27 protein-coding genes and 1 other RNA gene are annotated in these 22,311 nt (G+C 63.1%); 11 read left to right on the forward strand and 17 right to left on the reverse strand.

Annotated elements, in window-relative coordinates; genetic code table 11:
* On the reverse strand, positions 1 to 539 hold a 539-nt coding region (locus tag HNQ95_RS06695), incomplete at its 3' end, for a transposase (RefSeq protein WP_182573721.1).
* A gap of 63 nt (positions 540 to 602) precedes the next feature.
* Here HNQ95_RS06695 and HNQ95_RS06700 point away from each other — a divergent pair.
* Positions 603 to 1,166, forward strand: a complete 564-nt coding sequence (locus HNQ95_RS06700) for a hypothetical protein (RefSeq protein WP_246340609.1) — start codon at positions 603 to 605, stop codon at positions 1,164 to 1,166.
* Between the two features lie 27 nt (positions 1,167 to 1,193).
* Here HNQ95_RS06700 and HNQ95_RS06705 read toward each other — a convergent pair whose 3' ends face one another.
* Positions 1,194 to 1,820, reverse strand: coding sequence for a TetR/AcrR family transcriptional regulator (locus tag HNQ95_RS06705; RefSeq protein ID WP_067956885.1), 627 nt, complete (start codon positions 1,818 to 1,820; stop codon positions 1,194 to 1,196).
* A 99-nt stretch (positions 1,821 to 1,919) separates the two neighbouring features.
* On the opposite strand from HNQ95_RS06705, the gene HNQ95_RS06710 reads away from it, so the two are divergent.
* Both HNQ95_RS06710 and HNQ95_RS06715 read left to right on the forward strand, forming a co-directional pair.
* On the forward strand, positions 1,920 to 2,765 hold the full coding sequence (locus HNQ95_RS06710) for an NmrA family NAD(P)-binding protein (RefSeq protein ID WP_154387223.1): 846 nt from the start codon (positions 1,920 to 1,922) through the stop codon (positions 2,763 to 2,765).
* Positions 2,762 to 3,250, forward strand: a complete 489-nt coding sequence (locus HNQ95_RS06715; protein ID WP_154387224.1) for an anthrone oxygenase family protein — start codon at positions 2,762 to 2,764, stop codon at positions 3,248 to 3,250. The genes HNQ95_RS06710 and HNQ95_RS06715 overlap by 4 nt, the downstream gene beginning before the upstream one ends.
* 87 nt (positions 3,251 to 3,337) lie before the next feature.
* Here HNQ95_RS06715 and HNQ95_RS06720 read toward each other — a convergent pair whose 3' ends face one another.
* The 3 genes from HNQ95_RS06720 to HNQ95_RS06730 all read right to left on the reverse strand — a co-directional run bounded on the left by HNQ95_RS06720 (position 3,338) and on the right by HNQ95_RS06730 (position 5,840).
* The gene (locus HNQ95_RS06720; RefSeq protein WP_154387225.1) at positions 3,338 to 4,414 is read right to left on the reverse strand and encodes a D-alanine--D-alanine ligase family protein; all 1,077 of its coding nucleotides are present in this window, start codon (positions 4,412 to 4,414) and stop codon (positions 3,338 to 3,340) included.
* Positions 4,415 to 4,549: 135 nt separating this feature from the next.
* Positions 4,550 to 4,861: an Rdx family protein gene (locus HNQ95_RS06725; RefSeq protein ID WP_067956897.1), complete on the reverse strand. Its 312-nt coding sequence runs from the start codon at positions 4,859 to 4,861 to the stop codon at positions 4,550 to 4,552.
* A gap of 229 nt (positions 4,862 to 5,090) precedes the next feature.
* Positions 5,091 to 5,840, reverse strand: a complete 750-nt coding sequence (locus tag HNQ95_RS06730) for a YebC/PmpR family DNA-binding transcriptional regulator (protein WP_067956900.1) — start codon at positions 5,838 to 5,840, stop codon at positions 5,091 to 5,093.
* 165 nt (positions 5,841 to 6,005) lie between these two features.
* Here HNQ95_RS06730 and HNQ95_RS06735 point away from each other — a divergent pair, with 165 nt between their 5' ends.
* Positions 6,006 to 6,812: an MBL fold metallo-hydrolase gene (locus HNQ95_RS06735; protein ID WP_067956902.1), complete on the forward strand. Its 807-nt coding sequence runs from the start codon at positions 6,006 to 6,008 to the stop codon at positions 6,810 to 6,812.
* A 9-nt stretch (positions 6,813 to 6,821) separates the two neighbouring features.
* Here the strand turns inward: HNQ95_RS06735 and HNQ95_RS06740 are convergent, their stop codons facing one another.
* On the reverse strand, positions 6,822 to 8,273 hold the full coding sequence (locus HNQ95_RS06740; RefSeq protein WP_182573722.1) for a GGDEF domain-containing protein: 1,452 nt from the start codon (positions 8,271 to 8,273) through the stop codon (positions 6,822 to 6,824).
* A 162-nt stretch (positions 8,274 to 8,435) separates the two neighbouring features.
* Positions 8,436 to 9,140: a glutathione S-transferase family protein gene (locus HNQ95_RS06745; protein ID WP_067956906.1), complete on the reverse strand. Its 705-nt coding sequence runs from the start codon at positions 9,138 to 9,140 to the stop codon at positions 8,436 to 8,438.
* A gap of 128 nt (positions 9,141 to 9,268) precedes the next feature.
* On the opposite strand from HNQ95_RS06745, the gene HNQ95_RS06750 reads away from it, so the two are divergent.
* Positions 9,269 to 9,619, forward strand: a complete 351-nt coding sequence (locus HNQ95_RS06750; RefSeq protein ID WP_067956909.1) for a winged helix-turn-helix transcriptional regulator — start codon at positions 9,269 to 9,271, stop codon at positions 9,617 to 9,619.
* 25 nt (positions 9,620 to 9,644) lie between these two features.
* Here the strand turns inward: HNQ95_RS06750 and HNQ95_RS06755 are convergent, their stop codons facing one another.
* Positions 9,645 to 9,968 carry an ArsR/SmtB family transcription factor gene (locus HNQ95_RS06755; RefSeq protein ID WP_067956912.1) on the reverse strand — a complete coding sequence of 108 codons (324 nt, stop codon included), beginning with the start codon at positions 9,966 to 9,968 and terminating at the stop codon, positions 9,645 to 9,647.
* 51 nt (positions 9,969 to 10,019) lie between these two features.
* On the opposite strand from HNQ95_RS06755, the gene HNQ95_RS06760 reads away from it, so the two are divergent.
* Together HNQ95_RS06760 and HNQ95_RS06765 are read left to right on the forward strand one after the other, a co-directional pair.
* Positions 10,020 to 10,505 (forward strand): SRPBCC domain-containing protein, encoded by a 486-nt coding sequence (locus HNQ95_RS06760; RefSeq protein ID WP_067956915.1) that lies wholly within the window; start codon positions 10,020 to 10,022, stop codon positions 10,503 to 10,505.
* An 11-nt stretch (positions 10,506 to 10,516) separates the two neighbouring features.
* Complete coding sequence (locus tag HNQ95_RS06765) at positions 10,517 to 10,879, forward strand: VOC family protein (RefSeq protein WP_067956918.1); 363 nt, start codon at positions 10,517 to 10,519, stop codon at positions 10,877 to 10,879.
* A gap of 45 nt (positions 10,880 to 10,924) precedes the next feature.
* On the opposite strand, the gene HNQ95_RS06770 is transcribed toward HNQ95_RS06765, so the two are convergent.
* The 5 genes from HNQ95_RS06770 to ssrS all read right to left on the reverse strand — a co-directional run bounded on the left by HNQ95_RS06770 (position 10,925) and on the right by ssrS (position 14,548).
* Positions 10,925 to 11,635: a DNA helicase gene (locus HNQ95_RS06770; protein ID WP_067956919.1), complete on the reverse strand. Its 711-nt coding sequence runs from the start codon at positions 11,633 to 11,635 to the stop codon at positions 10,925 to 10,927.
* A 221-nt stretch (positions 11,636 to 11,856) separates the two neighbouring features.
* Positions 11,857 to 12,612 (reverse strand): TerC family protein, encoded by a 756-nt coding sequence (locus HNQ95_RS06775; protein ID WP_067956922.1) that lies wholly within the window; start codon positions 12,610 to 12,612, stop codon positions 11,857 to 11,859.
* Positions 12,613 to 12,774: 162 nt separating this feature from the next.
* Positions 12,775 to 13,599 (reverse strand): TIGR00282 family metallophosphoesterase, encoded by an 825-nt coding sequence (locus tag HNQ95_RS06780; RefSeq protein WP_067956925.1) that lies wholly within the window; start codon positions 13,597 to 13,599, stop codon positions 12,775 to 12,777.
* Positions 13,600 to 13,686: 87 nt separating this feature from the next.
* Positions 13,687 to 14,271 carry a 5-formyltetrahydrofolate cyclo-ligase gene (locus HNQ95_RS06785; RefSeq protein ID WP_067956928.1) on the reverse strand — a complete coding sequence of 195 codons (585 nt, stop codon included), beginning with the start codon at positions 14,269 to 14,271 and terminating at the stop codon, positions 13,687 to 13,689.
* A gap of 121 nt (positions 14,272 to 14,392) precedes the next feature.
* Positions 14,393 to 14,548: non-coding RNA, 6S RNA (gene ssrS, locus HNQ95_RS06790), on the reverse strand.
* Positions 14,549 to 14,788: 240 nt separating this feature from the next.
* Between ssrS and HNQ95_RS06795 the strand changes: the two genes are divergently transcribed.
* Together HNQ95_RS06795 and HNQ95_RS06800 are read left to right on the forward strand one after the other, a co-directional pair.
* Complete coding sequence (locus tag HNQ95_RS06795) at positions 14,789 to 15,628, forward strand: AAA family ATPase (protein WP_067956931.1); 840 nt, start codon at positions 14,789 to 14,791, stop codon at positions 15,626 to 15,628.
* 426 nt (positions 15,629 to 16,054) lie between these two features.
* The gene (locus HNQ95_RS06800) at positions 16,055 to 16,501 is read left to right on the forward strand and encodes a GNAT family N-acetyltransferase (protein ID WP_067956934.1); all 447 of its coding nucleotides are present in this window, start codon (positions 16,055 to 16,057) and stop codon (positions 16,499 to 16,501) included.
* A gap of 36 nt (positions 16,502 to 16,537) precedes the next feature.
* Here HNQ95_RS06800 and HNQ95_RS06805 read toward each other — a convergent pair whose 3' ends face one another.
* Positions 16,538 to 17,611, reverse strand: coding sequence for a glycoside hydrolase family 25 protein (locus tag HNQ95_RS06805; RefSeq protein ID WP_067956937.1), 1,074 nt, complete (start codon positions 17,609 to 17,611; stop codon positions 16,538 to 16,540).
* Positions 17,612 to 17,836: 225 nt separating this feature from the next.
* Between HNQ95_RS06805 and HNQ95_RS06810 the strand changes: the two genes are divergently transcribed.
* Positions 17,837 to 19,027: a vWA domain-containing protein gene (locus tag HNQ95_RS06810; protein WP_182573723.1), complete on the forward strand. Its 1,191-nt coding sequence runs from the start codon at positions 17,837 to 17,839 to the stop codon at positions 19,025 to 19,027.
* A gap of 120 nt (positions 19,028 to 19,147) precedes the next feature.
* Entirely contained in the window at positions 19,148 to 19,552 is a 405-nt protein-coding gene (msrB, locus tag HNQ95_RS06815) for a peptide-methionine (R)-S-oxide reductase MsrB (RefSeq protein WP_182573724.1), read from the forward strand.
* A 72-nt stretch (positions 19,553 to 19,624) separates the two neighbouring features.
* On the opposite strand, the gene HNQ95_RS06820 is transcribed toward msrB, so the two are convergent.
* The 3 genes from HNQ95_RS06820 to HNQ95_RS06830 form a co-directional block, all read right to left on the reverse strand.
* Positions 19,625 to 19,978, reverse strand: coding sequence for a hypothetical protein (locus tag HNQ95_RS06820; RefSeq protein ID WP_182573725.1), 354 nt, complete (start codon positions 19,976 to 19,978; stop codon positions 19,625 to 19,627).
* Between the two features lie 136 nt (positions 19,979 to 20,114).
* A complete protein-coding gene (locus tag HNQ95_RS06825) occupies positions 20,115 to 20,939 on the reverse strand; it encodes a sugar phosphate isomerase/epimerase family protein (RefSeq protein WP_182573726.1) in 825 nt (274 codons plus the stop codon).
* A 10-nt stretch (positions 20,940 to 20,949) separates the two neighbouring features.
* A complete protein-coding gene (locus tag HNQ95_RS06830) occupies positions 20,950 to 22,302 on the reverse strand; it encodes an LLM class flavin-dependent oxidoreductase (RefSeq protein ID WP_182573727.1) in 1,353 nt (450 codons plus the stop codon).
* Positions 22,303 to 22,311: the final 9 nt, after the last annotated feature.

Genomic DNA, 22,311 nt, shown 5'->3' on the forward strand with positions numbered 1-22,311 from the left:
TCGATCGCCCGGTCGAGCTCGCCCCAGTAGTCGGCACGCGACTTGGCGACCATGGCAAGGTCGTACTTGCCCTTGTTGGCATTGGCCTTCAGGTGCGTGCTGTCGGTGTAGAGCACCGTGCCGTCGACCAAGCCTGCCCCGATCGCCTGCTCGACAATGCGGTCGAAGATCGCCTGCGCGATCGTCTCGTCCTGGTAGCGCCGGCGTCGGTTCTGCGACAATGTCGAGGCGTCGAACACCTTGTCCGTCAGCTTCAGCCGCAGGAACCACCGGTAGGCGACATTGACCTCGATCTCTCGCACCAATTGCCGCTCCGAGCGCACCCCGAACAGGTAGCCGATGAACAGCGCCTTGAACATCAAGGTCGGATCAAGTGGCGGGCGACCATTGTCGGCGCAGTAAAGCGGCGCTGTCAGATCGTGGATGAACGAGAAATCGATAACACCATCGATCTTGCGCAGAAGGTGATCAACTGGAACCAGTTGATCGAGCGTGACGATCTCAAGTGCGGTTTGTTCAGGGCCGGCTCGCTTCAACATCACCCACTGAATCACAAACCCCCAACTCTCGCCAGGGGTTTGTCAGCAGTCTGACCCGCCTTCATGGCGGGTTTTTTGTTGCCGGCGGACGGGATATTCATCTCGCTTCACGGGGTGAACGTCATGCTGAAGTCGAGTGATGAACGATGGTCTCGCCTGACTGGCGGATACAAAGTCGCTTATGACGCCCGTCAAGCCTTCGCTGCACTTTCCAGGAACTACCGCGACAGCGCCGCCTGGGAGGAACTTCTGAATGAGCTGCATCATCAGGGGGATGTCGGGGAGGCGTCCTACGCAGCTATTCCTGAGCTTGTCGGCATCTCTGCCCAACACCGTCCTGCACACTGGGCGCTTTACGGTCTGGCGGCAACGGTCGAGGAAGCGCGGCTGGTCTTTCCACGAAATCCACCGGTTCCCGAATGGCTGGAACGCGACTATGCCGAGGCATGGCAACGTCTCTTTGAGTTCGCCTTGCGCGACTTGGGGACCGAGTCGGAGCCAACGATCGTGACCTGCGCGCTGGCCGTCGTCGCGTTGCACCGCAAGCAGTTGTCACTGGGACGCCTTGCTCTTTGTGACGACGATGAACGAACCGAAATGCTTCAGCACCAGTTCGGCGCGGTCTAGTCGCAGTTCCACCAGCGTCTTCTCAGGCTAGGTCGCCCCGATCTCCCGCAGTGCCATCGCCTTGTAGTCGGCCACCAGCGTGTCGCCTTCGGCGCGGTCGACCGAAATCGCCAGCCGCATCGTGGCCTCGCCCAGCGACATGATCAGGAACGCCTTGCGCTCTATGCCGGCAGCATCTGAAGCGGGCGCGACCCGCTGCCACGCCTTTGCCAGCAGCGCGCCATTGGCCCTGGAATCGCGCAGGTCGATGTCGCGCAGCGCCTTGTCGGCCTGGGTGCCCGACCAGATGTCGCGCATCACCGGTTCAGCGAGGAAGATGCCGTAATAGACGTCGATCAGCCCGCCGAAGGCGTTGATCAGCCCCTTCATGTCGTCCACGCCCGCCAGCCCGTTTGAAATGCAGGCGCGGCCTTCGGCGTTGTAGCGCTCGGCCAGGGTGCGGATGATCGCGCCCTTGTCGGGAAAGTACTGGTAGAGCGAGCCGATCGACACGCCGGCGCGTTCGGCCACCTCGCCCATGCGCATGGCGTCGCTGCCGCCTTCCGAGATGAGCGCGCTCGCAGCCTGCAGCATGCGCTCGACGCGCTCCTGGCTGCGCTTCTGGCTCGGCGCGCGCCGCAGCGCCTGGCCCGAACTGTCTTCGATCGCTTCCATGGTTCTTCCGCCCGCTGCGAATCCGCTTGACCGCCATAATATGAGGGTTTATCACATTTGCAAATGTGAGGATTACTCACGTTAACGAAGGAGGCCAAGATGACCGCATTTCAGCATGACCTGAAGCCCATTCTCATCCTTGGCGGCACCGGCAAGACCGGCCGCCGCATTGCCGAACAGCTTGCGCAGCGCAATCTGCCTGTTCGTATCGGTTCGCGCGGCGCCATCGCCTCCTTCGACTGGGAGAACCGCGCCAGCTGGGCAGGCGCAGTCGAGGGCGCCTGTGCCGTCTACATCTCCTACTATCCCGACCTCGCGGCCCCCGGCGCTGCCGAAGCCATCGGTGCCTTCGCCGACCTCGCCGTCGGCATGGGTGTCAAGCGCCTGGTGCTTCTGTCCGGTCGCGGCGAACCCGAGGCGCAGCGCGCGGAGGAAAGGGTCCAGCAATCCGGCGCCGACTGGACGATCCTGCGCTGCAGCTGGTTCATGCAGAACTTCAGCGAGAGCTTCCTGCTCGACGCCGTGCTTTCAGGCGAGGTGGCGCTGCCGGTGGGCGGCGTCCGCGAGCCCTTCGTCGATACCGACGACATCGCCGATGCCGCGGTCGCCGCCTTGTCGGACGACCGCCATATCGGCCAGCTCTATGAACTCACCGGGCCGCGCATGCTGACCTTCGCCGAGGCAGTCGCCGAGATATCAGCCGCCGCCGGCCGCGAGATCCGCTTCGTCGAGATCAGCGCTGCCGACTTCAAGGCCGGCCTCACCGAACAGCAACTGCCCGCGGAGCTCATCGACCTGTTGATGATGCTGTTCACCGAGGTGCTCGACGGCCGCAACCAGCATGTTGTGGACGGTGTCAGCCGGGCGCTCGGCCGGCCCGCGCGCGACTTCACCTGTTATGCCAAGACTGTCGCTGCAACCGGTATCTGGGGAGACAAGACATGATCGCTGCCGCCTTCACCGCTCTCATCTTTCTTGCAGCGCTCGGCAGCGGCATCGCCGCCGGCCTGTTCTTCATCTTCTCCAACACCATCATGGCGTCGTTTGCCAAATTGCCGGTGCCCCAGGGCATCGCCGCCATGCAGCAGATCAACGTCACCATCATCAACCCGCTGTTCATGCTGGTATTCATGGGGATGGTCGTACTGTCGCTGGTTCTCGGCGCCAAGGCGATCTTTAGCTGGAGCGAGGCGGGCGCGGCCTGGCTGCTTGCCGGCAGCGTTGCCTATCTCGTGGGCTGCTTCCTGGTGACGATGGTCTTCAACGTGCCGCTCAACGATGCGATCGCCGCCGTCGACCCGGCAAGTGCTGAAGGTGCCGCCATGTGGACGCGCTATCTCAAGGAATGGCTGCCGTGGAATCACGTGCGCACGGTTGCCTGCCTGGTGTCGCTGGCCTCGTTCGTCATGGCCTTTGCCCGCACCGCTTGACGCATCGGCTCGGAGCTCGCGTTCGATCTTCGCCAATGCGCAAAGCAGGAAACGAAAAAGGCCGGGCGTGTCCCGGCCTTTGCTGTTTCAAGCCTGGCGCTGCCAGCGCGCCACGGCGTGTTCGATCAGCTTTCCGACCAGATCGGGGTAGGGCACGCCGGAGGCTGCCATGGTCTTCGGATACATGCTTATGTTGGTGAAGCCGGGGATGGTGTTGACCTCGTTGACCAGCGCCGACCCGTCCGCCTTCACAAAGAAGTCGACGCGCGCCATGCTCTCGCAGCCGAGCGCCAGGAAGGCGCTGCGGGCAACCTCCTGCAGCCTGGCCTTGGCCGCATCGGGCAGGTCCGCCGGGATGCGCAAGGCAGCGCCGTCGGCATCGATGTACTTGGCCTCATAGGTGTAGAAGCCGTGGCTCGCCGCTGGTGCGATCTCGCCCGGCACGGAGACGGAGAGCGATCCATCGGGCGCCTCGAGCACGGCGAATTCGACCTCACGGCCGTCGACGAACTCCTCGATCAACACCTTGCGGTCATATCTGAAGGCCTCGGCCAGCGCCTTGTCCAGCTGTTCCGCCGTCTCGGCCTTGCTGACGCCGACGGATGAGCCTTGCCGTGCCGGCTTGACGAAAACAGGCAGTCCGAGCTCGGCCTTGATGGCGTCGAACGTGGGACGGACACCGAAATGCACGGTCACGCCACGCGCCACCGGCACCCCGGCCTCTCTCATCAGCCGTTTGGCGACGTCCTTGTCCATTGCGTTGGCCGAGCCGAGCACGCCCGAGCCGACATAAGGAATGTCGGCCACCTCGGCCAAACCTTGGACCGCGCCATCCTCGCCGAACGGGCCATGTAGCACCGGAAACAGCACGTCGACCCTGGGCAGCTCGAACGGCACTTCGCCGGCTGGCAGGGCGATCAGCCGCCCTTTGCCGCCCGGCACCAGCGCCACCTCGGCGCCCCCGATGGGCACGGCCTTGGGCAGTGCGCCGTCGCGGTCGAGTTGGGCCAGGAACCAGCGGCCGTCGCGGGCGACGCCGATGGGCACGACCTCGTATCTGGACCCGTCGATCGCCTTGACGACGTTGCTTGCCGACATGAGCGAGACGTCGTGCTCGGAGGAGCGTCCGCCGAAAAGAACTGCGATGCGTGGTTTGGTGGTCATGGGTGCTTTCCGCTCTGCCGCCAGGTTCGCGCCATGCCGCGGCGCGATGTCCCTGCTTGCTCAGCAATTCGAGTTTATCTGTGGCGCCGTTTCAGGGCGCGGTGTTCTTGCGCGATTTTCGCCGTGGGCATGCGCTCAGGCCTGGTCCTTGGCCTTGTGACCCTTCCTGTCGGAATGGCCGAGATCGCGCTCGGGGTCGATGATGTCGCGCACCAGCTGTTTCAGCTTGGCCGCATCGGGGAAGCCGCCATCGCGCTTACGGTCCCACACCAACGTGTCATTGCAGGTGATGGTAAACACGCCGCCTGTGCCCGGCACCAGCGTCACCTCGCCAAGCTCGGTGCCGAATGTCGACAACAGCTCCTGCGCCATCCAGCCGGCACGAAGCAGCCACATGCACTGGGTGCAGTAGGTGATGCGGATCTGGGGCAGGAGGGAGTCGGTCATTCGCAACCCGGTGCTGTGTTGTGCGTCTTACGAGCCCCGCTTCGCGGCACCTCAGGATGAGGGAGGTTCGTGCCATCCGCCCACTCTTCGACGTTCGGACAACTGGCAGCGCATAGTCGTGCCGGACGCCGCGGTCCTCTTCCTGAGGTGCCCGCGGAGCGGGCCTCGAAGGAGGCTGGAGAAAGGCCTCAAACGAAAACGCCCCGGGTTTGCCGGGGCGTGTCAAAAATCAAGCCGCGCTGAGCTTGGCCATCGTCGCCTCGTCGACCTCGAAGTTGGCGTAGACGTTCTGCACGTCGTCGTCGTCTTCGAGCGTGCCGACCAGCTTCATCAGCGACTGGGCGCGTTCTTCGTCGACGGGGATGTTGTTCTGCGGCTTCCAGATGATCTTCACCGACTCGGCGTCGCCGAGCGAGCTTTCGAGCGCCTTGGACACTTCGCCGAGGTTTTCGAAAGCGCAGGTGATGGTGTGGCCGTCTTCATCCGACTGCACGTCGTCGGCACCGGCTTCGATGGCCGCGTCCATGACCTTGTCGGCGTCGCCGGCGCCTGCCGGATAGACGATTTCACCGACGCGGTCCCACATGAACGACACCGAACCTGTTTCGCCCAGTGCCCCGCCGGCCTTGGTGAAGGCTGCGCGCACGTTGGACGCCGAACGGTTGCGGTTGTCGGTCAGCGCCTCGACGATGAGGGCCACGCCACCCGGGCCATAACCTTCGTAGCGCACTTCTTCGTAGTTCTCGGCGTCGCCCATCGAGGCCTTGGAGATGGCGCGGGCAATGTTGTCCTTGGGCATCGACACCGCCTTGGCGTTCTGGACGGCAAGGCGAAGGCGCGGGTTCATCGAGGGGTCGGGCACGCCGGTCTTTGCTGCAACGGTGATTTCGCGTGCAAGCTTGGAGAACATCTTGGACCGCACCGCATCCTGGCGGCCCTTGCGGTGCATGATGTTCTTGAACTGTGAATGGCCGGCCATGGGACCCCTGTTTGTCGCTTCGGCAGTGTTTGAATGGGCCGCCTTATAGATAAATCGGCTCAATACGTCCAGACTTCAAGGCTTCCCGGCCCTCGCGAAAACGTGACTCCGCGCGTCACGCCGCTGCTGGGATAGTGCGTTTCGCCCCGAACGCCCGAGAGCGCCATGCCCCTTCGCCTGTTCGCCGCCTGTCTTGCCACCCTGCTTTTAGCGTCGATCCCGACATGGGCGGCGGACGATCCGGTGCCGAGCAAATGCATGGCTATCGCGCAGGCGCTGCCCGACGTCACCTATGCCAGCTTCTATCAGGCCCAGACGTTCGTCGATGGCGACGTCTCCATCACCTATGCCGGCCACTCGACCTATGTCATCGAGACGCCTGGCGGCGTCCGCATCGCCACCGATTACAGCGGTATTTACGGCTCGAGTCCGTTGCCGCGCATCGTCACCATGAACAAGGCACACCGCACCCACTACACCGACATGCCGGACCAGGCCATCGACCATGTCCTGCGCGGCTGGAACCCCGAGGGCGGGCCGGCCAGGCATGCGCTGGTCGTCGACGATGTCTATGTCCGCAACGTGCCGACCGATATCAGGCGCTTTGGCGAGATGGAGCGCGACGGCAATTCGATCTTCATCTTCGAGGTCGCCGGCCTGTGCATAGGCCATCTCGGCCATCTGCATCACCGGCTCGAGGACGCACATTATGGTGCCATCGGCCGGCTCGACGTCGTCATGGTGCCGATCGACGGCGGCATGACCTTGTCGATCGATGCGATGACCGAGATCACGACCAGGCTCTATTCGTCGATGATCCTTCCGATGCATCGGCATTCCACCCCGATTGGCGAGTTCACCGGCATGATGGGTGATGGTTTTGCCGTCGAATTCCGCAACAGCCGTTCGCTCACCGTGTCACTGAGGTCGCTGCCATCGCGGCCAACCATCGTCATTCTCGACGGTGTCTGACCTCAGCGTTCAGTTCAAGGTCGGCGATGTTGCCTCGGGCTGCCGGGCGCCGACCCGAACCATGTTGCGTCCAGCTTCCTTGGCTTCGTAGAGGGCGCGGTCGGCGGCCAGCATCATGTCGTCGAAATCAGTGTATTCCCCCGGCGCGCGCGTCGCCACGCCGATACTGACGGTGGCCCACACCTCGCCGCCCGACGGCATCTCGATCGCCCGCATTTCAAGTGCCTGGCGGATGCGCTCGGCGACGGAGGTTGCCGCGATCATGTCGAGGCCCGGCAGCACCACGGCGAACTCTTCGCCACCCATGCGGCCGAACAGGTCGGCCGGGCGCAGCAGACGGGAGATCAGGACGACAAATTCCTTCAGCATCGCGTCGCCGCCGGCATGGCCGAATCGGTCGTTGATGTTCTTGAAGTGATCGATGTCGAGCATCAGCAGCGCCGTGCCTTGGTCCCGGTTCGCTTGCAGGCAGGCTTCGCTTCGCTCAATGAAGGCACCGCGTGACAGCGCGCCGGTCAGCGAGTCGTGGTTGGCCGCGCGCGACAGTCGTTCGATCAGCTCGACGCGGGCGGCGTTGATGCTGGCAACAGTCAGCGGGCAGAGCGCCATCAGGGCGATGCCGAGCCGCAGCGGGTCGAGCGAGCGCAGCGGGTCGGGCAGTTCCGGCAACGGGATGAGGTTTGCCGGGATCGAGATCAGCAACCACACGCTCAGCAGCATGGTCAGCACCGAGGTGGTGAACGTCTTGTAGGTCAGCGAGCACCAGAGCAGGGCAGGGATGGGCATCGCTAGAGCACCTGGTCCGCCCAGCATGATGGCAAGCCCAACCGAAGCCACCAGCACCAGCGCCGGCAAGGCATGCTGGAAGAGCGCGGGCGAAAGACCGGCCGGCCAATGCTCGCGCAGCCTGCGGAAGCCGGGGAAGGTCAGCAGCACCGGAAGGATGATCAGGCTGTTGACCAGTTCGGTGATGAACCAGAAGGTGATGCCGCTGAAGAAGTCCTTGCCAAACAAAAGGCGTGCCGCGCCGCCGCCGGCGATCGAGGCGGCCAGTGCCACCGCGCAGCAGATGGCGAAGAGGTGCAGCACCGATGACGGCCGTTGCAGCCAGCGGTCGCTCTCCGGCACCAGCCGGAACAGCAGGTACCCGGTCAGCGCACCGGTGATGTTGGCAGTCGTCAGCCACAGCGTGACGAAGAAGTTTCCACCTGTTGAAAGGTCAGCCACGATGTAGCCGACGAAGGCGGCGAGCCAGCCCAGTGGCGTGGCGTAGCTCGGGTTGCGCACCATCATGCCGAGCAGGATGGCGTTCGCCGGCCAGACCGCGGCGAGGAAGCCGACCGGCCGCGTCAGTATGCCGAAGAACGATGCGAGGAAGACGATGCCGGCAACGATCAGAGCAATCGCAAGTTGCGGTTGTGTGTCTGGCCTGACAGGCAGTTCCCGGGTGGCAGTCAGCATTCCCCGTCCGTATGCAAGTTCCTGTTCGGATTGTTGGCCAACAAGCGTTTATCCGAGCTTAATAAGTTCCTTCTGATGTACATTGAGATGCTGGCCACGTCCAAGCATTTCGCTGGCCGCGTTGATGCCTCCGCAACCGATGGGTGCGAGAGACGTGACAGGTCAAGCGGCGATGCGCGGCTCCAGCTCCTCGACCGTGGCGTGACCGCGGAACCCGCCCAATGACACGGCTTCCCGCTCCTCCTCGATGGCATGGGCGAAGATCACCGCCGGGTCGGCTTCGAGTTTTTGCATGTGCTTGTGGATGCCGGGGAACTCGCTCGCCATGTCGAACAAGTCGAGATCCGAGCCCCAGCGCGCGATGCCGATGAAGTAGGCGTCGGCCACGGTTCTGTGGTCGCCAATCAGCCATTCGCTGTTTTCGAGCACGCGCTGCAGGAAGGCGAAGTCCATGGCTGCCTTTTCGCGCGCCATCTTGCGCAGCATGTTGCGCCCGGCGTCGTCGTCTTCGACCAGCTTGAAGGCGTTCCAGCCATAGCCGAGATCGGAATGCAGCGTGGTGTGCAGGTGGGACAGCATCCAGTTCAGCCGGTCGAATTCCTTGCTGCCCTGGGCAAAGCCGAGGCCATTGTCGAGGTCGCGCGCGGCGATGTTGTGCAGGATCGCCAGGCTCTCGGTCAGCGTGCCGCCATCCTCGGTGACCATCGCCGGCGTCTGGCCGAGCGGGTTGACCCTGGCGAAGGTGCGGGAATGCTTGGCTGTCATGTCTATGCGGTGCAGGCGGTAGGGCTGGCCGAGCCATTCGAGTGCCACGATCGAGCCGAACGAGCAACCATGCGGCACGCCGTAAAAGAGCACAGGTTCCATGTCATATCCTCTTGAAATCGGACCGCGAGACAGTCGCGGCGTGCCGCAGAACCTATGCATTGAACTCGTTCCAACAAGTACCTACATTTCGGTAAGGTACTGACTTCAAAGTGAGAATTGAGGATTTCTTGGCGAAGACGCAGCCAGAAAGTTGTGGCCTCGGCCCCGCCTTCCAGGTCATTGGCGGCAAATGGAAGGCGTTGATCCTGTGGCTGGTGCACACCGAGCCGCGCCGCTTCGGCGAGCTCAAGCGGCTGGTGCCCGACATCAGCGAGAAGATGCTGATCCAACAATTGCGCGAAATGGAGGCCGACGGTCTCGTCCACCGCGAGATCTTTCATGAGGTGCCGCCGCGCGTCGAGTATTCGGCGACGCCGCTCGGCCAGTCGCTCGATGAAGCGCTCGGACCGCTCGCCAGCTGGGGCAAGGAGCATGGCGCCGCCATCGAGGCGCGGAAGGCGAAATCGCCTGGTCACTAGCTGACATCAAAGCACGGGACGCGCCTCAGCCTTCCAGGTCGAGCTTCAGCCGATCGAGAATGCTCATCGCGTGGCTGGCATATTCGCTGATCCAGCGGTCGTGAATCTCTTTGATCGGCATCGAGTTGAGGTGGTTCCAGCGTTCGCGGCCTTCGCGCCGGGCGACCACCAGCTCGGCCTCCTCCAGAACCTTCAGATGCTGCATCACGGTGCAGCGGTCCATGTCGTCGAAACGCTCGCACAGGGCGCCCGTCGTCAGCGCGCCATCCTTCAGCACGTCCAGCATCAATCGCCGGCGCGGATGCGCCAGAGCCTTGAAAACATTGTCGTCTTTCGAATCGCTTGACATGTTATAATTTTATAACACATTGTTGCCGCGTGCAAGCATAGGAGGCTGACAATGTCCTTGGGGTTCAAGGTTTCGGGACGTATCGCCAAGCCCGTCCACGAGGTGTTCGACGCGGTCGTCAATCCGAAGAAGCTGAGCGGCTATTTCACCACGCTGAACGGCGCCAGCGCGCCGCTGGTCGCCGGAACCACCGTCACCTGGTGGGGTTCGGTGCCGGTCGAGGTCGACGAGATCGAGTTGGACAAGCGTATCGTACTGCGCTGGGACGCCGAGGTGGCCGAGGGCCAGCCGGCCTACAAAACCCGGATCGAGATGGGCTTCGACGTGCTCGAGGACGGCTCGACCTTCGTTACCATCGGCGAATCCGGCTGGGTCGAGGACGCGGTCGGGCGCAAGGCGTCCTACGGCAACTGCGAGGGCTGGGCGGAAATGCTGTCGGCGATGAAGGCCTGGCTCGAATACGGCATCAATCTGCGCGAGGGTTTCTACCCCTCAGAGATGCGCGGCGAGTTGCCGACGACAAGCGAACGCAAGTGAGGAGAAAGACAATGGGTGCCAAGATCGAAGGCGGCATGAACATCGCCATGAAGGTGCCGAGCCACCAGTACGAGGCGACCATCGCCTTTTACCGCGACGTGGTCGGCCTCGAGGGTATCCCGGAGAAGCTGCCCGCGGTTGGCTTCAAGCTCGGCCCGAACCAGCTCTGGATCGACGAGGCCCCGACCATGAGCCAGGCTGAGGTCTGGCTGGAGCTGTTCACGCCCGATTTTGCCGGCACGCTCAAGCAACTCGGCGATGCCGGTGTGGTGCGCTGCGACCCGATCGAGCCGCTCGGCGAAACCTTCCGTGGCGGCTGGATCATGAACCCGGCCAACATCGTGCACATGGTGCGCGAACCCGACGCCTGGTGAGGCTGGAACAGTTCGGGCGGCGGGCATTCCCGCCGCCCGGTCTTGTCAAACCGAGTGGATTCGCACTTCGCCATTGGCTAGGAAGCAGGCCTTGTCGAACAGCTTGAGATCCAGCGGATTGGGCAGCCTGACGTCGCCGAGGTCGGGCATCGTCTTCGTTGCCGGGTCGTAGGAGCGGTCGATCTGCGAGATCATCACGACGATCAGCCCCTTGTCGCGCGCCAGTGCTCTCAGCGCCCGCACCTGTTCCATCAGCTTCGGATTGTCGCGCTTCTGGTCGAGCAGTTGCAGGTAATCGACCACCACCATCGTGCCGCGCGGCGCCGAAGCCATGCGCCCGGCGATATGGGCCGCGCTGATGATGTCGGAGCTGTCGAGCTCAAACAGGCTGCCAAACTGCGCCCGGTCGGCGCCGATGGCGCGGAAGCGATCGAGCACTTCCTTTTCAGTGTATTCGAGCGTGAAGAAGCTGCCGCGATGGCCCGATTTCATCGCCTCGACGGCGAGTTCGAGACCCATCAGCGTCTTGCCCTGGCCGGGCCGCGCGCCGAGCAGGACCATGTCGCCGGGAGCGAGCCGTGCGAACAGTCTTGCCGCCGGGCGCACGGCAGCGGCCTTGGCGGCAAGCAGGCTCCAGCCGGCAATGCCTTCGCTGGCTGCCACTTCGTCGAGTGCCTGATGAAGTGGGATCGTCTTCGTCCTGGCCAGAAGCCTGGCCTTGCGCTTCAGCACAGGAATGGGCGCGGATAGTTTCATTGTGCGAACCTCCAGATACGAGCTGTCGTCGCAACCCCTCCTTATGCACGTGCTCGAACAGATGGTTCGGTGATTTAGGCACCCTGCACGATCAGTACTTTCCCGCTGGAGGGGGGAGGCGTGGGCCGCGCCAGAATCAGATGATAGCCCGGTTCCGGTCGGTGTGAAATCGCTGGCCGAGACGAAAACGGCGGGCTTTTGGCCCGCCGTCGTCATGTTCATCAGTGGCCGCCACTTTTCCTGCGGCGGTTCCGCTGCAGCATGTTGAGGCCCTCGACCAGCGCCGAGAAGCCCATGGCGGCGTAGATGTAGCCCTTGGGCACATGATAGCCGAAACCATCGGCAATCAGCGTCATGCCGATCATCAAGAGGAAGCCGAGCGCCAGCATGACGATCGTCGGGTTCTTCTCGATGAAGGTCGCGAGCGGCGTTGCAGCCAAAAGCATCACGGTCACGGCGACGATCACGGCGATGTACATGATGCCGATCTCGTCGGTCATGCCGACAGCGGTGATGATCGAGTCGATCGAGAACACCAGGTCGAGCAGCAGGATCTGGAAGATCGCAGCGCCCATCGAAAGCTGCAGCGTACGCGATACCATCTCGTCCTTGTGGTCCTCGGGATCGACCGAGTGGTGGATTTCCTTGGTCGCCTTCCAGACCAGGAACAGGCCGCCAGCGATCAGGATCAAGTCGCGCCAGGAGAAGCCGTGGCCGAAGGCCGTGAAGACGGGTGCCGTCAGCGCGACGATGAAGGAGATGGTGGCCAAAAGCACCAGGCGCATGATCAGGGCCGCCCCGATGCCGAGCCGCCGCGCCTTGGCGCGCTGGTGCTCAGGCAATTTGTTGGTCAGGATCGAGATGAAGATCAAATTGTCGATGCCGAGCACAACTTCGAGCGCGATCAGGGTCAGCAGTGCCACCCAGGCGGTCGGGTCGTTGATGAAGCCGAAATACGGCGCCAGGAATTCGATCATCTAAGTGTCCCCGTTGTTCTTCTGGATACGATGCGAGCGGCCGGCGGCCGCTCGTTCACATGCTACAGTGCCGAGACATGGTGCATCCGGATAGATGCATCATGCTCTAACATATGCTGACGTGCGGCGGGCAAGTAGGTTTCGACTGGCCCCACGTCAATGTCAGGACCAGAAGGATGGGACGGTTTCTTCGAGCCTAGGCCCGCGACGCAATGGCGCAACCCGTTCGGCGAGGCCGGTGCGGTCGGAAATGTCGACGCCGACGCCGCAGATGGTGGCCGGGCCGTTGGCCGCCTCGAAGCGGCCCTTCGGCACCTTGGACAGGAACCGGTTGAGCGGTTCTTCCTTGTCCATGCCGAGCGAGGAGTCGTAGTCACCGCACATGCCGGCGTCGGTCAGATAGGCGGTGCCGCCATTGAGGATCTGGTGGTCGGCTGTTGGCTGGTGGGTATGCGTGCCGACAACCAGGCTGGCGCGGCCGTCGACGAAATGGGCAAAGCACATCTTCTCGCTCGTCGCCTCGGCGTGGAAGTCGATCACCACCGCATCCGCCTGTTCGCCCAATGGGCAGGCGGCCAGTTCCCGCTCGCCGGCCTGGAACGGGTCGTCGAGTTCAGGATGCATGAACACCCGGCCCATGATGTTCGAGACGAGAACGCGGGCGCCGTTCCTGGCGATGTAGAGGCCGGAGCCGCGCCCCGGCGTGCCCTTCGGGAAATTGGCCGGGCGCAAGAAGCGTTCCTCACGCGGCGCAAAGGCCAGCGCCTCGCGCTGGTCCCAGACGTGATTGCCCGTCGTCACCACATCGGCGCCGGCAGCAAGCGTTTCGCGGAAAATCTCCTCGGTGATGCCGAAGCCGCCGGCGGCGTTCTCACCGTTGACGATGACAAAATCGAGCCGGAAATCAGAAATCAGGCCGGGCAGCTGATTCCACACCGCAGTGCGTCCGGCCTTGCCCACCATGTCGCCAAGAAAAAGAAGTCTCATGAAAAATGCTTCTACAGGGCCATTGCGAAATCATGCAAGTGGAGCCGGCCGAATTTGCCCGGAGCGGATTCGCGCCGGCTGATCACCTCACGCCGGCTCGAAACGGCGCAGCCCGCTTTCCGTCAGTATTTCGGGGATGATGACGTCGTGGTTCTCGTCGGGAACGCGCTCGACCTCCTGGCAGTCGAAGGCGATGCCGATCAGCCTGGGCTCTATGCCCTTGTCCTGCAGCTTGGAGATCGCCCGGTCGTAATAGCCGGCGCCATAGCCGATGCGGTGGCCGCGTTTGTCGAAAGCCGCCAGCGGCACCAGCATGATCTGGGGATCCAGCACCTCGGCTTCCTCATGCGGCCCGACGGTGCCAAAACCCATATCGACCATCGGTGCGCCGCGCACCAGTTCGCGGAAGACGATCGTGTGCTTGTCGAGGATCGCCGGCAGGCAGAGCCGTGCACCATGCTCGCGCAGGGCAAACATCATCGGCCTGACGTCCACCTCCGATCGCATCGGCCAGAAGCCCGAGACGATCGTGCCGGGCTCGAACTGCAGATTGTCGCGCGCCGTCTCCGCCATCTCCAGCGACGCTTCGATGCGCCAGAACTGATCGAGCGCGTCGCGCCGGGCCAGCGCTTCCTTGCGCAGCTGCTTCTTGATTTCGCGATGGGAAGTCATGCCGGTGTTCGCCCGTTCTGCTGTCGTTCGCCACGTGTTTGGCACATTGGCCGTTGCACCGGCAACGCGGAAACCGACGCTTTCAGGCGTCGGGTGGGCAGGTTTTATCCTGACAGGGAGGTGACGATCCACACAACCGGTGAAGAAGTCGATCCCGGAGACCTACAAAGTAGGTGGGCGCCGTATGGAAGAACCCACGGGTCCTCCCAGGGACAGCTCCCTAAGGATCGTTAAGGCCCCGGGGAAAATGCTCTCCTGCCGGGAAGCGCAGACCGTCACCGCCAATATAGGCGCTGTGGCCGCAATGCGCCATGGCAGTGGGACGCTTCGTGCAAGGATATTTGCGGAGCTGTGGTGTGGAGGGGTTTTTTCATGCTCATGCGCTTTGTTGTCTGTTCGAGCGAGAGCTCTGCCTCCTGTACCGCGGCGGCCCCGAACGCCTATCACGACGGGACGTCCCGCTTGCCCCACCGGCCACACCTCCCTAGTGTCGGCGCCGACGAATTTGGAGTTTCGCATGCGCTTTGAAGGAACGTCGGCTTATGTCGCCGACAAGGATCTGATGGTGGCGGTCAATGCGGCGATCGCGCTGGAGCGGCCGCTGCTGGTCAAGGGCGAGCCGGGTACCGGCAAGACCGAACTCGCCCGCCAGGTGGCATCCGGCCTCGGCCTTGAAATGATCGAGTGGAACGTCAAGTCCACCACCAAGGCACAGCAGGGTCTCTACGAATATGATGCCGTCTCGCGCCTGCGCGACAGCCAGCTCGGCGACGGCCGCTTCAACGACATCAAAAACTACATCAAGCGCGGCAAGCTGTGGGATGCGTTTGCCGCCGACAAAAAGGTCGTGCTTCTGATCGACGAGATCGACAAGGCCGACATCGAGTTCCCCAACGATCTGTTGCAGGAACTCGATCGCATGGAGTTCTTCGTCTACGAGACCGGCGAGACGATCAGCGCCAAGGTCAGGCCGATCGTCATCATCACCTCGAACAACGAGAAGGAGCTGCCCGACGCCTTCCTGCGCCGCTGCTTCTTCCACTACATCCGCTTCCCCGACGTCGACACGCTGCACAAAATCGTCGAGGTGCATTATCCCGGCATCAAGCAGAACCTGGTGCGCGCCGCACTGACCCAGTTCTACGAAGTCCGCGAGGTTGCCGGCCTCAAGAAGAAGCCGTCGACCTCGGAAGCGCTCGACTGGATCCGCCTGTTGGTCGCCGACGATGTCGCACCGGAAGACCTGCGCGCCGACCCCAAGAACGCGCTGCCCAAGCTGCATGGCGCCCTGCTCAAGAACGAGCAGGACGTGCATTTGTTCGAGCGCCTGGCATTCATGGCGAGACGGCAGGGGTGAAATTTTGGCGGCATCGTCCGGTGACCTCAGGGAAGTCGAGGTCTCGATCATTCGCTGGGTTGACGACGAACCGCAGCCGGGAATCATTGAATTCGTCTTGAGCGACCGATCTGGGCGCCAATGGCATTTCCATGAACATGCGCAGTGATTTCGGGAGAGTTGGTGGATGCGGCCAGCGTCCGTCCGAAACCCGGCACATTGCGTTGCACGGTATTGTCTCAAGGCTGCGATCCGGAAGGACGATCAATAGCGGAAATCGATACGTATCGACCCTGGTTTGTGGAATCTCTGGAGGGCACCAGTCGATTTGAAGTCATTTCCAGCCAACTGTTGCCCGAAAGCCAGGAGCAGCGATTTGGCAGCCTTGGACCCTTGTCCCATCAGAGATTTCTGAGGACGCTGGTGAATCCAAGGAGAGAGAGCTTCATGACCGACATCACCATCCGCCCGCTCGAGCTTGCCGACCACGAGGACTGGCGCCGACTGTGGACCGCCTATCTCGATTTCTACAACACGGTCCTGCCTGAACACATCTACAAGCTCGCCTGGAAGCGCCTGTTCACCGAGGGCGAGTTCGAGCCCAAGGGGCTGATCGCTCTCGTCGACGGCAAGGCGGTCGGCCTGACGCACTATCTCTACCACCGCTCGGGCTGGTCCGAGGCCAACAATTGCTACCTGCAGGATTTGTTCGCCGACCCGGAGGCGCGCGGCAAGGGCGTCGGCGCCGCCCTGATCGAAGCCGTGAAGCAGGAGGCCGGCAAGCTCGGCGTTACCAATGTCTACTGGATGACCCACGAGACCAACGCCACGGCGCGCAAGCTCTACGATCGCGTCGCTCGCCGCACCGGGTTCATCGAGTACGACCTGCTCTGAGGCGACAGGCAATCACTGGCCAGGACCCGCGGGCGATCAGCCCGCGGTGCGTTCCAGCCACTGGTTCCACTGGGCTGCGCTGCCGCGGAAGACGTTGAGGTCGATCTTGCCCTCGACACCATGCGACAGGCCCGAGCCCGAATACTGCCAGAACACCCAGTTGCGGCCAGGATAGACCTTGGACGGCGGCTCGGCCACGGCGCGTAGCCAGAACGGATAGTTCTGGAAGTGGCCGCGCAGATTGTCCTTGTAGAAGTCGGGTGCGGTGTAGATGACCGGGCGCTGGCCGTAATGGCGCTCCAGCTTGTCCATGAAGACCTGCATCTTCTCGCGGATCTTTTCGGGGCTGTGGCGGCGCTTGCAGCTCGATTCGCCGTTATATTCGACGTCGATGACCGGTGGCAGCGCGCCGGGAACCTTGGGCACGTTGCGGATGAACCAGTCGGCCTGTTCGCCGGCGGTGCGGCACCAGTAGAAGAAGTGATAGGCGCCACGCCTCAGGCCGGCGGCCTCGGCCGCGCGCCAGTTCTTGCGGAACATCGGGTCGAGATGGTCGCCGCCGTCGGTGGCCTTGATGTAGGCGAAGTTGGCGCCCTGGGTGCGCAGCTTGGGCCAGTCGATCTCGCCCTGCCAGCGCGACACGTCGACGCCGTGAACGGCGAAATTCTTGGGCGACATCGTGCGGCCGAAATTGATCGGCTTGGCGTCGCGGAAGCGGCGGCCATAGATCTTGCCCGGCGCGAACGGCGTCGCCTTCATCGGGTTGGACGGCGCCACCAGCGCAATCGGCTTGGCGTCGGGCGTGGGCATGTCCTCAAGTTCGATGGCAGGCTCCATCGGCGCCCGCGGCATCGGTGTGGGCATTGCCATCGCCACCTGTACCGGCGCTGCCGTCATCGTGGTCACTTCGACCGGCGCTGCCATGACAGGCTGGGGCATTGGTGCCTGCGCGACCATTGGCGCGATGTCGGCCGAGGGCCGTATCACCGAACTCGTTGTTTCAGGAGATGGCGACGCCTGTTCCATCAGGCTACCGAGGCCCGAGCTCGAGGTGCAGCCGGCAAGGGCCAGGCTGGCGAGAACGATCGCTGACGCCGCTGAGAAACGCATAGGTACCCGTACGCAAAACAAACTCGGATCGAAGGCAGACTCGGCCCTCGCCCCCACTGACGGCAATTGCTAACGGGAAATTACCAAGAAAGACTGAATCCGATTTTTACTTTAGTTAGATTTCGGGTGTTGCAACGCTGCCAATGCGCCCATCGCCTGATTGTCGGCACGGCTGCGGCATCGGCGGACTTGCCTGCGCGAGCGCGCCGAAGCAAAGTGCCCGCCATGTTCATACCCTTCTTTCTCGAGCTCAAGGCGGCCAAGGTTCCGGTGTCGCTGCGTGAATATCTGGCCTTGCTGGAGGCACTCGACGCCGACCTCGTCAGCTATGACGTCGAGGGTTTCTACTACCTCGCCCGTGCTGCGCTGGTGAAGGACGAGCGCCATATCGATCGTTTCGACACGGTTTTTTCCCATTACTTCAAGGGGGTCGAGGCCGTTGCGGGCGAGGGCAGTGTCGACGTCGCCAACATCCCCGAGGAATGGCTGCGCCGGCTTGCCGAGAAGACGCTGACCGATGAAGAGAAGAAACTGGTCGAGGCGCTGGGCGGCTTCGACAAGCTGATGGAGACGTTGAAGCAGCGGCTCGAAGAGCAGAAAGGTCGCCACCAGGGCGGGTCGAAATGGATCGGCACCGCGGGCACTTCGCCTTTCGGCGCCTATGGCTACAATCCCGAGGGCGTGCGCATCGGCCAGGAGGCGAGCCGCCATCGCCGCGCGGTGAAAGTGTGGGACAAGCGCGAGTTCCGCAATTTCGACGACTCCGTCGAGCTCGGCACTCGCAACATCAAGGTGGCGCTGAAGCGCCTGCGCCGCTGGGTGCGCGAGGGCGCCGAGGAAGAGCTCGACCTGCCCGGCACCATCCACGCCACCGCCGACCACGGCTATCTCGACGTCAAGACCAGGCCCGAGCGGCGCAACGCGGTGAAGCTCCTGATGTTCTTCGACGTCGGCGGCTCTATGGACGACCACATCAAGGTGGTGGAAGAGCTGTTTTCGGCGGCGCGCGTCGAGTTTCGCCAGCTCGAATATTTCTACTTCCACAACTGCCTCTACGAGGGCGTCTGGAAAGACAACCGCCGCCGCCATGCCGAGGTCATCCCGACGCTCGACGTGCTCCACAAATATGGCCACGACTACAAAGTCATCTTTGTCGGCGACGCCTCGATGAGCCCCTATGAGATCGCTTATGCCGGCGGTTCGGTCGAGCACTGGAACCCGGAGCCGGGTGCTATCTGGCTGCGCCGCGTGCTCGACCAGTGGCCGAACGCCGTCTGGCTCAATCCGACACAGGAAAAGCACTGGGGTTACACCAGTTCGATCAAGATGATCTCGGAGATCTTCGCCAACCGCATGTACCCGCTGACGCTGGCCGGGCTGGAAGCGGCGACCAGGCAGCTGTCGCGGAAGCACTAGCGGGCCGGGTTGCCCGAGCGTTGTGGCTCACCATCAAGTGATGCCCTGTCAGTCGGCACCTTTCGTAACTATCTGTGCGAAGACCACGAACAAGAAGAACAATCGAGGGAGATACCCAGAATGGACGCCAAGACCTTCCCCGTCACCCGTACCGATGCCGAGTGGCGCGCGATGCTGACGCCCGAGCAATACCAGGTGATGCGCCACCACGGCACCGAGCGGCCCGGCAGCTGTGCGCTTTTGTACGAGAAGCGCGCCGGCACCTTTGCCTGTGCCGGCTGCGATCAGCCGCTGTTTGAATCCAAGCTCAAATTCGAGAGCGGCACCGGCTGGCCGAGCTTCAACGACCCGGTCGAGGGTTCGGTCGAAACCACCGTCGATCGCGGCTACGGCATGGTTCGCACCGAGGTGCATTGCGCCAATTGCGGCAGCCACCTCGGCCACGTCTTCCCCGACGGCCCGCCGCCCACCGGCCTGCGCTACTGCATCAACGGCGTGGCGCTGAATTTCGAGCCGGCAGCTTAATTCGCTCTTTTGACAAGAGACGCCGCGGGTGCTGCCCGCGGCGCGATCGTCTGATGGCAGCACCAGTGTTGCTCAGAGCAGGCTGGCGAGGATGATCCACAATGTGGCGCTCAGCTTGACAGCATTGGCATTCGGCGTGCCAGCCATGTCAGCCGTCCTCAGTACGCTGCCATAGAGGAACAGATTGTAGGGCAGCGGGATCAGGTGGACGACGACTGCGAGCAGCGCTGACATTTTTGCGGCCAGGATCAGCAGCGCGACGATCGTCGTGGCGACGTTGATGATGCTGCCAACCACCACCATGTCCCACCAGAACAGCTGGCCGAGCGGCACGTCGCCGTTCCAGCGGCGCGAAAAGAATGCGGAAAGTCCGCTCTGTCCGCCCAGGGGATTGTCGGAGGGGTGGAAGTGCCCGGTCTGTGTCATCGCTGGTGACCCCGCGCCATTGCCGCTGATGTGACAGTCTAGCTCACAAATAGGGCATCAAATCTGCCGTGTTTACAAGTGCGCCGATAGTCTCGTTTCACAACAAGGTGAACGCCGTACGACGGCTGCAAGTTCCTCAGCCCGCCGCCTCAATCTCTGCAAGCAGTCGCTTCGATGTGGCCAGGCCGCGCCTCGCCCTCTCCTGCGGCAAAACCGTGTTCGCCAGCCGCAGCATCGGGATCTCGATGCTGAGTGGCCGGTCAGTTGGCAGAGCGGCGAGATAGGCCCTGAGCGGCAATGCCCCTTCGCCGGGCAGGTCGCGGTCGAAGGCCGAATGGCGCACCATCGTTTCAAGATCTGCTGGTTTGGGCGGGGCGTCGCACAGATGGACGTTGTTCAGCAGGCTACGGTCGAGCATCGCCAGCTCAGCTGGCGAAATGCCCATGCGGTCGATATGCAGCATGTCGAGGATCAGCCCGGCACCATGGGGTGCACCCGCCGCTACCACCGCCAGCGCCTCGTCGAGCGTTCCCGCCGCGCGATGGGCAATCGGCTCGAAGTCGACGCCGAGCCCAAAGCCCGAGGCCATTTCGGCGAGACCTGCGAACCTATCTTCGATCTCGGCCTGTTCGATCGCGCCGCGCATGTCAGCTACGGCGATCAGGCGTGGTGAACCGAGTTCCGCTGCAGCCTCCATGGCGCCGGCACTGTGCGACAGGTCGAAGCCTCGGCGGATCATCCAGCTTTCGACCTCCGTCACCGTCAGCCCGCTATTGTCGAGCCGCCGCCTGCACTCGGCGGCCAGCGCCTTGTTGCCGAGCAAGGGCGATGGCGCGTCGGCCGCCGCTGTCGGATGGATGCGCAACCCCAGATGATCGTAGCCAACGTCAGACGCGATGCGGATCGACTCGAGCGGCGAGACGACTGGGGCCGTCAGATACGACATCGAAAATCGTCTCATGGCCAATATCCTATCTGCGATGCGTTGAAGCTGGATGATCGTGGGCCGTGCGCGGACCCGCGCCCGTCACCTTTTCGCGCAGGGTGCCTTTTGCGTATTCGGTCTTGAACATGCCGCGCCGCTGCAGTTCGGGAACCACCATGCCGATGAAGTTTTCCATCGTCTCGTGCGCCAGGATGCGGGCGATGTTGAAGCCGTCGACATCGGCGTGCTCGACCCATCTGGCGAGCTCGTCGACGACTTGTCCGGGTGTGCCGACCACCAAGAGATTGCGGCCACTGACCACCATGCTTTCGGCTGCCTGGCGCACCGTCCAGCTGCCCTTGCGCGTCAGGATCTCCAGCTGCGAATGCGCCGCGTCCGTCTTTTCGTAGCGGATCGGCTCGTCCAACGGATATTTAGACAGGTCGATGCCGAGTGCTGCCGACAACTGGCTTAGCATGCCTTCGACGCTGGTGTGGCGCTTGTAGTCCTCATAGCGGGCGCGGGCGAGCGCTTCGGTTTCGTCGACGATGATGGTGGCGCCGGCGAAGAATTTCAGACTCCTGGGATCGCGGCCGAGCGCAGCGGCGCGCTTGCGCATGTCGGTCACCTGCGGCGCCACAAGCTCCAGCTTCGGCCCGTTGATGAAGATGCCCTCGGCATGGGTTGCTGCAAAGTGGCGGCCGCGCGGCGAGCCACCCGCCTGGAACAGCATCGGCGTGCGCTGCGGCGAGGGTTCGGCAGCACTCACCGCCCGGATTCTGTGATGCGGGCCGTCGTGATCGAGCTCGGAGATCAATGCCGGATCGGCATAGATGCTGCTCGCCTTGTCGCGCTTCAGCGCATCGTCGGCCCACGAGCCTTCCCACAGCCCGTACATCACTTCCATGAATTCGTCGGCGGCGTCGTAGCGCGCGTCGTGCTCGGCCAGTTCGTCGCGGCCCATGGCGAGTGCGCCGCTGCGCAGGAAGGAGGTGACGATGTTCCAGCCGATGCGTCCGCGTGTCATGTGGTCCAGGGTCGTCATGCGCCGGGCAAACAGATAGGGCGTCTCGTAGGAGGCGCTGCCGGTGATGGCGAAGCCGAGGTTTTTGGTCACCAGAGCCATGGCCGGTACGATCACCGCGGGATCGAGGCTCGGCGCCAGCGCGCCGCTGCGGAAAGCCGATGCGAAACTCTGCTTGTAGGTGTCGGGCACGCCAAGCGAGTCGGCCAGGAACAGCGCTTCGAACAAGCCTCGTTCCAGCAGGCGGGCATAGTCGGCCCAATAGTCGATGCTGGTGAAGTCGAGGGCCTTGTCGCGCGGATGGCTCCACAGGCCGAAGGCGAGGAAGCTCGGATTGCACTGGTCGAGCGCGTTGAGCCTGATTTCCCGGGTCATGCGGCGGTG

The organism is Aminobacter ciceronei, assembly GCF_014138625.1.
GTDB classification, from domain to species: Bacteria; Pseudomonadota; Alphaproteobacteria; order Rhizobiales; family Rhizobiaceae; genus Aminobacter; species Aminobacter ciceronei.

Bases quoted from the DNA above. Each gene is read 5' to 3' on its own strand.
- HNQ95_RS06785 (WP_067956928.1), bottom strand. From the start codon at position 14,271: ATGACTTCCCATCGCGAAATCAAGAAGCAGCTGCGCAAGGAAGCGCTG.
- HNQ95_RS06715 (WP_154387224.1), top strand. From the start codon at position 2,762: ATGATCGCTGCCGCCTTCACCGCTCTCATCTTTCTTGCAGCGCTCGGC.
- HNQ95_RS06725 (WP_067956897.1), bottom strand. From the start codon at position 4,861: ATGACCGACTCCCTCCTGCCCCAGATCCGCATCACCTACTGCACCCAG.
- HNQ95_RS06700 (WP_246340609.1), top strand. From the start codon at position 603: ATGGCGGGTTTTTTGTTGCCGGCGGACGGGATATTCATCTCGCTTCAC.
- HNQ95_RS06825 (WP_182573726.1), bottom strand. From the start codon at position 20,939: ATGAGACGATTTTCGATGTCGTATCTGACGGCCCCAGTCGTCTCGCCG.
- msrB (WP_182573724.1), top strand. From the start codon at position 19,148: ATGGACGCCAAGACCTTCCCCGTCACCCGTACCGATGCCGAGTGGCGC.
- HNQ95_RS06735 (WP_067956902.1), top strand. From the start codon at position 6,006: ATGCCCCTTCGCCTGTTCGCCGCCTGTCTTGCCACCCTGCTTTTAGCG.
- HNQ95_RS06765 (WP_067956918.1), top strand. From the start codon at position 10,517: ATGGGTGCCAAGATCGAAGGCGGCATGAACATCGCCATGAAGGTGCCG.
- HNQ95_RS06775 (WP_067956922.1), bottom strand. From the start codon at position 12,612: ATGATCGAATTCCTGGCGCCGTATTTCGGCTTCATCAACGACCCGACC.
- HNQ95_RS06820 (WP_182573725.1), bottom strand. From the start codon at position 19,978: ATGACACAGACCGGGCACTTCCACCCCTCCGACAATCCCCTGGGCGGA.
- HNQ95_RS06770 (WP_067956919.1), bottom strand. From the start codon at position 11,635: ATGAAACTATCCGCGCCCATTCCTGTGCTGAAGCGCAAGGCCAGGCTT.
- HNQ95_RS06800 (WP_067956934.1), top strand. From the start codon at position 16,055: ATGACCGACATCACCATCCGCCCGCTCGAGCTTGCCGACCACGAGGAC.
- HNQ95_RS06795 (WP_067956931.1), top strand. From the start codon at position 14,789: ATGCGCTTTGAAGGAACGTCGGCTTATGTCGCCGACAAGGATCTGATG.
- HNQ95_RS06805 (WP_067956937.1), bottom strand. From the start codon at position 17,611: ATGCGTTTCTCAGCGGCGTCAGCGATCGTTCTCGCCAGCCTGGCCCTT.
- HNQ95_RS06810 (WP_182573723.1), top strand. From the start codon at position 17,837: ATGTTCATACCCTTCTTTCTCGAGCTCAAGGCGGCCAAGGTTCCGGTG.
- HNQ95_RS06755 (WP_067956912.1), bottom strand. From the start codon at position 9,968: ATGTCAAGCGATTCGAAAGACGACAATGTTTTCAAGGCTCTGGCGCAT.
- HNQ95_RS06740 (WP_182573722.1), bottom strand. From the start codon at position 8,273: ATGCTGACTGCCACCCGGGAACTGCCTGTCAGGCCAGACACACAACCG.
- HNQ95_RS06745 (WP_067956906.1), bottom strand. From the start codon at position 9,140: ATGGAACCTGTGCTCTTTTACGGCGTGCCGCATGGTTGCTCGTTCGGC.
- HNQ95_RS06780 (WP_067956925.1), bottom strand. From the start codon at position 13,599: ATGAGACTTCTTTTTCTTGGCGACATGGTGGGCAAGGCCGGACGCACT.
- HNQ95_RS06830 (WP_182573727.1), bottom strand. From the start codon at position 22,302: ATGACCCGGGAAATCAGGCTCAACGCGCTCGACCAGTGCAATCCGAGC.
- HNQ95_RS06730 (WP_067956900.1), bottom strand. From the start codon at position 5,840: ATGGCCGGCCATTCACAGTTCAAGAACATCATGCACCGCAAGGGCCGC.
- HNQ95_RS06705 (WP_067956885.1), bottom strand. From the start codon at position 1,820: ATGGAAGCGATCGAAGACAGTTCGGGCCAGGCGCTGCGGCGCGCGCCG.
- HNQ95_RS06720 (WP_154387225.1), bottom strand. From the start codon at position 4,414: ATGACCACCAAACCACGCATCGCAGTTCTTTTCGGCGGACGCTCCTCC.
- HNQ95_RS06760 (WP_067956915.1), top strand. From the start codon at position 10,020: ATGTCCTTGGGGTTCAAGGTTTCGGGACGTATCGCCAAGCCCGTCCAC.
- HNQ95_RS06710 (WP_154387223.1), top strand. From the start codon at position 1,920: ATGACCGCATTTCAGCATGACCTGAAGCCCATTCTCATCCTTGGCGGC.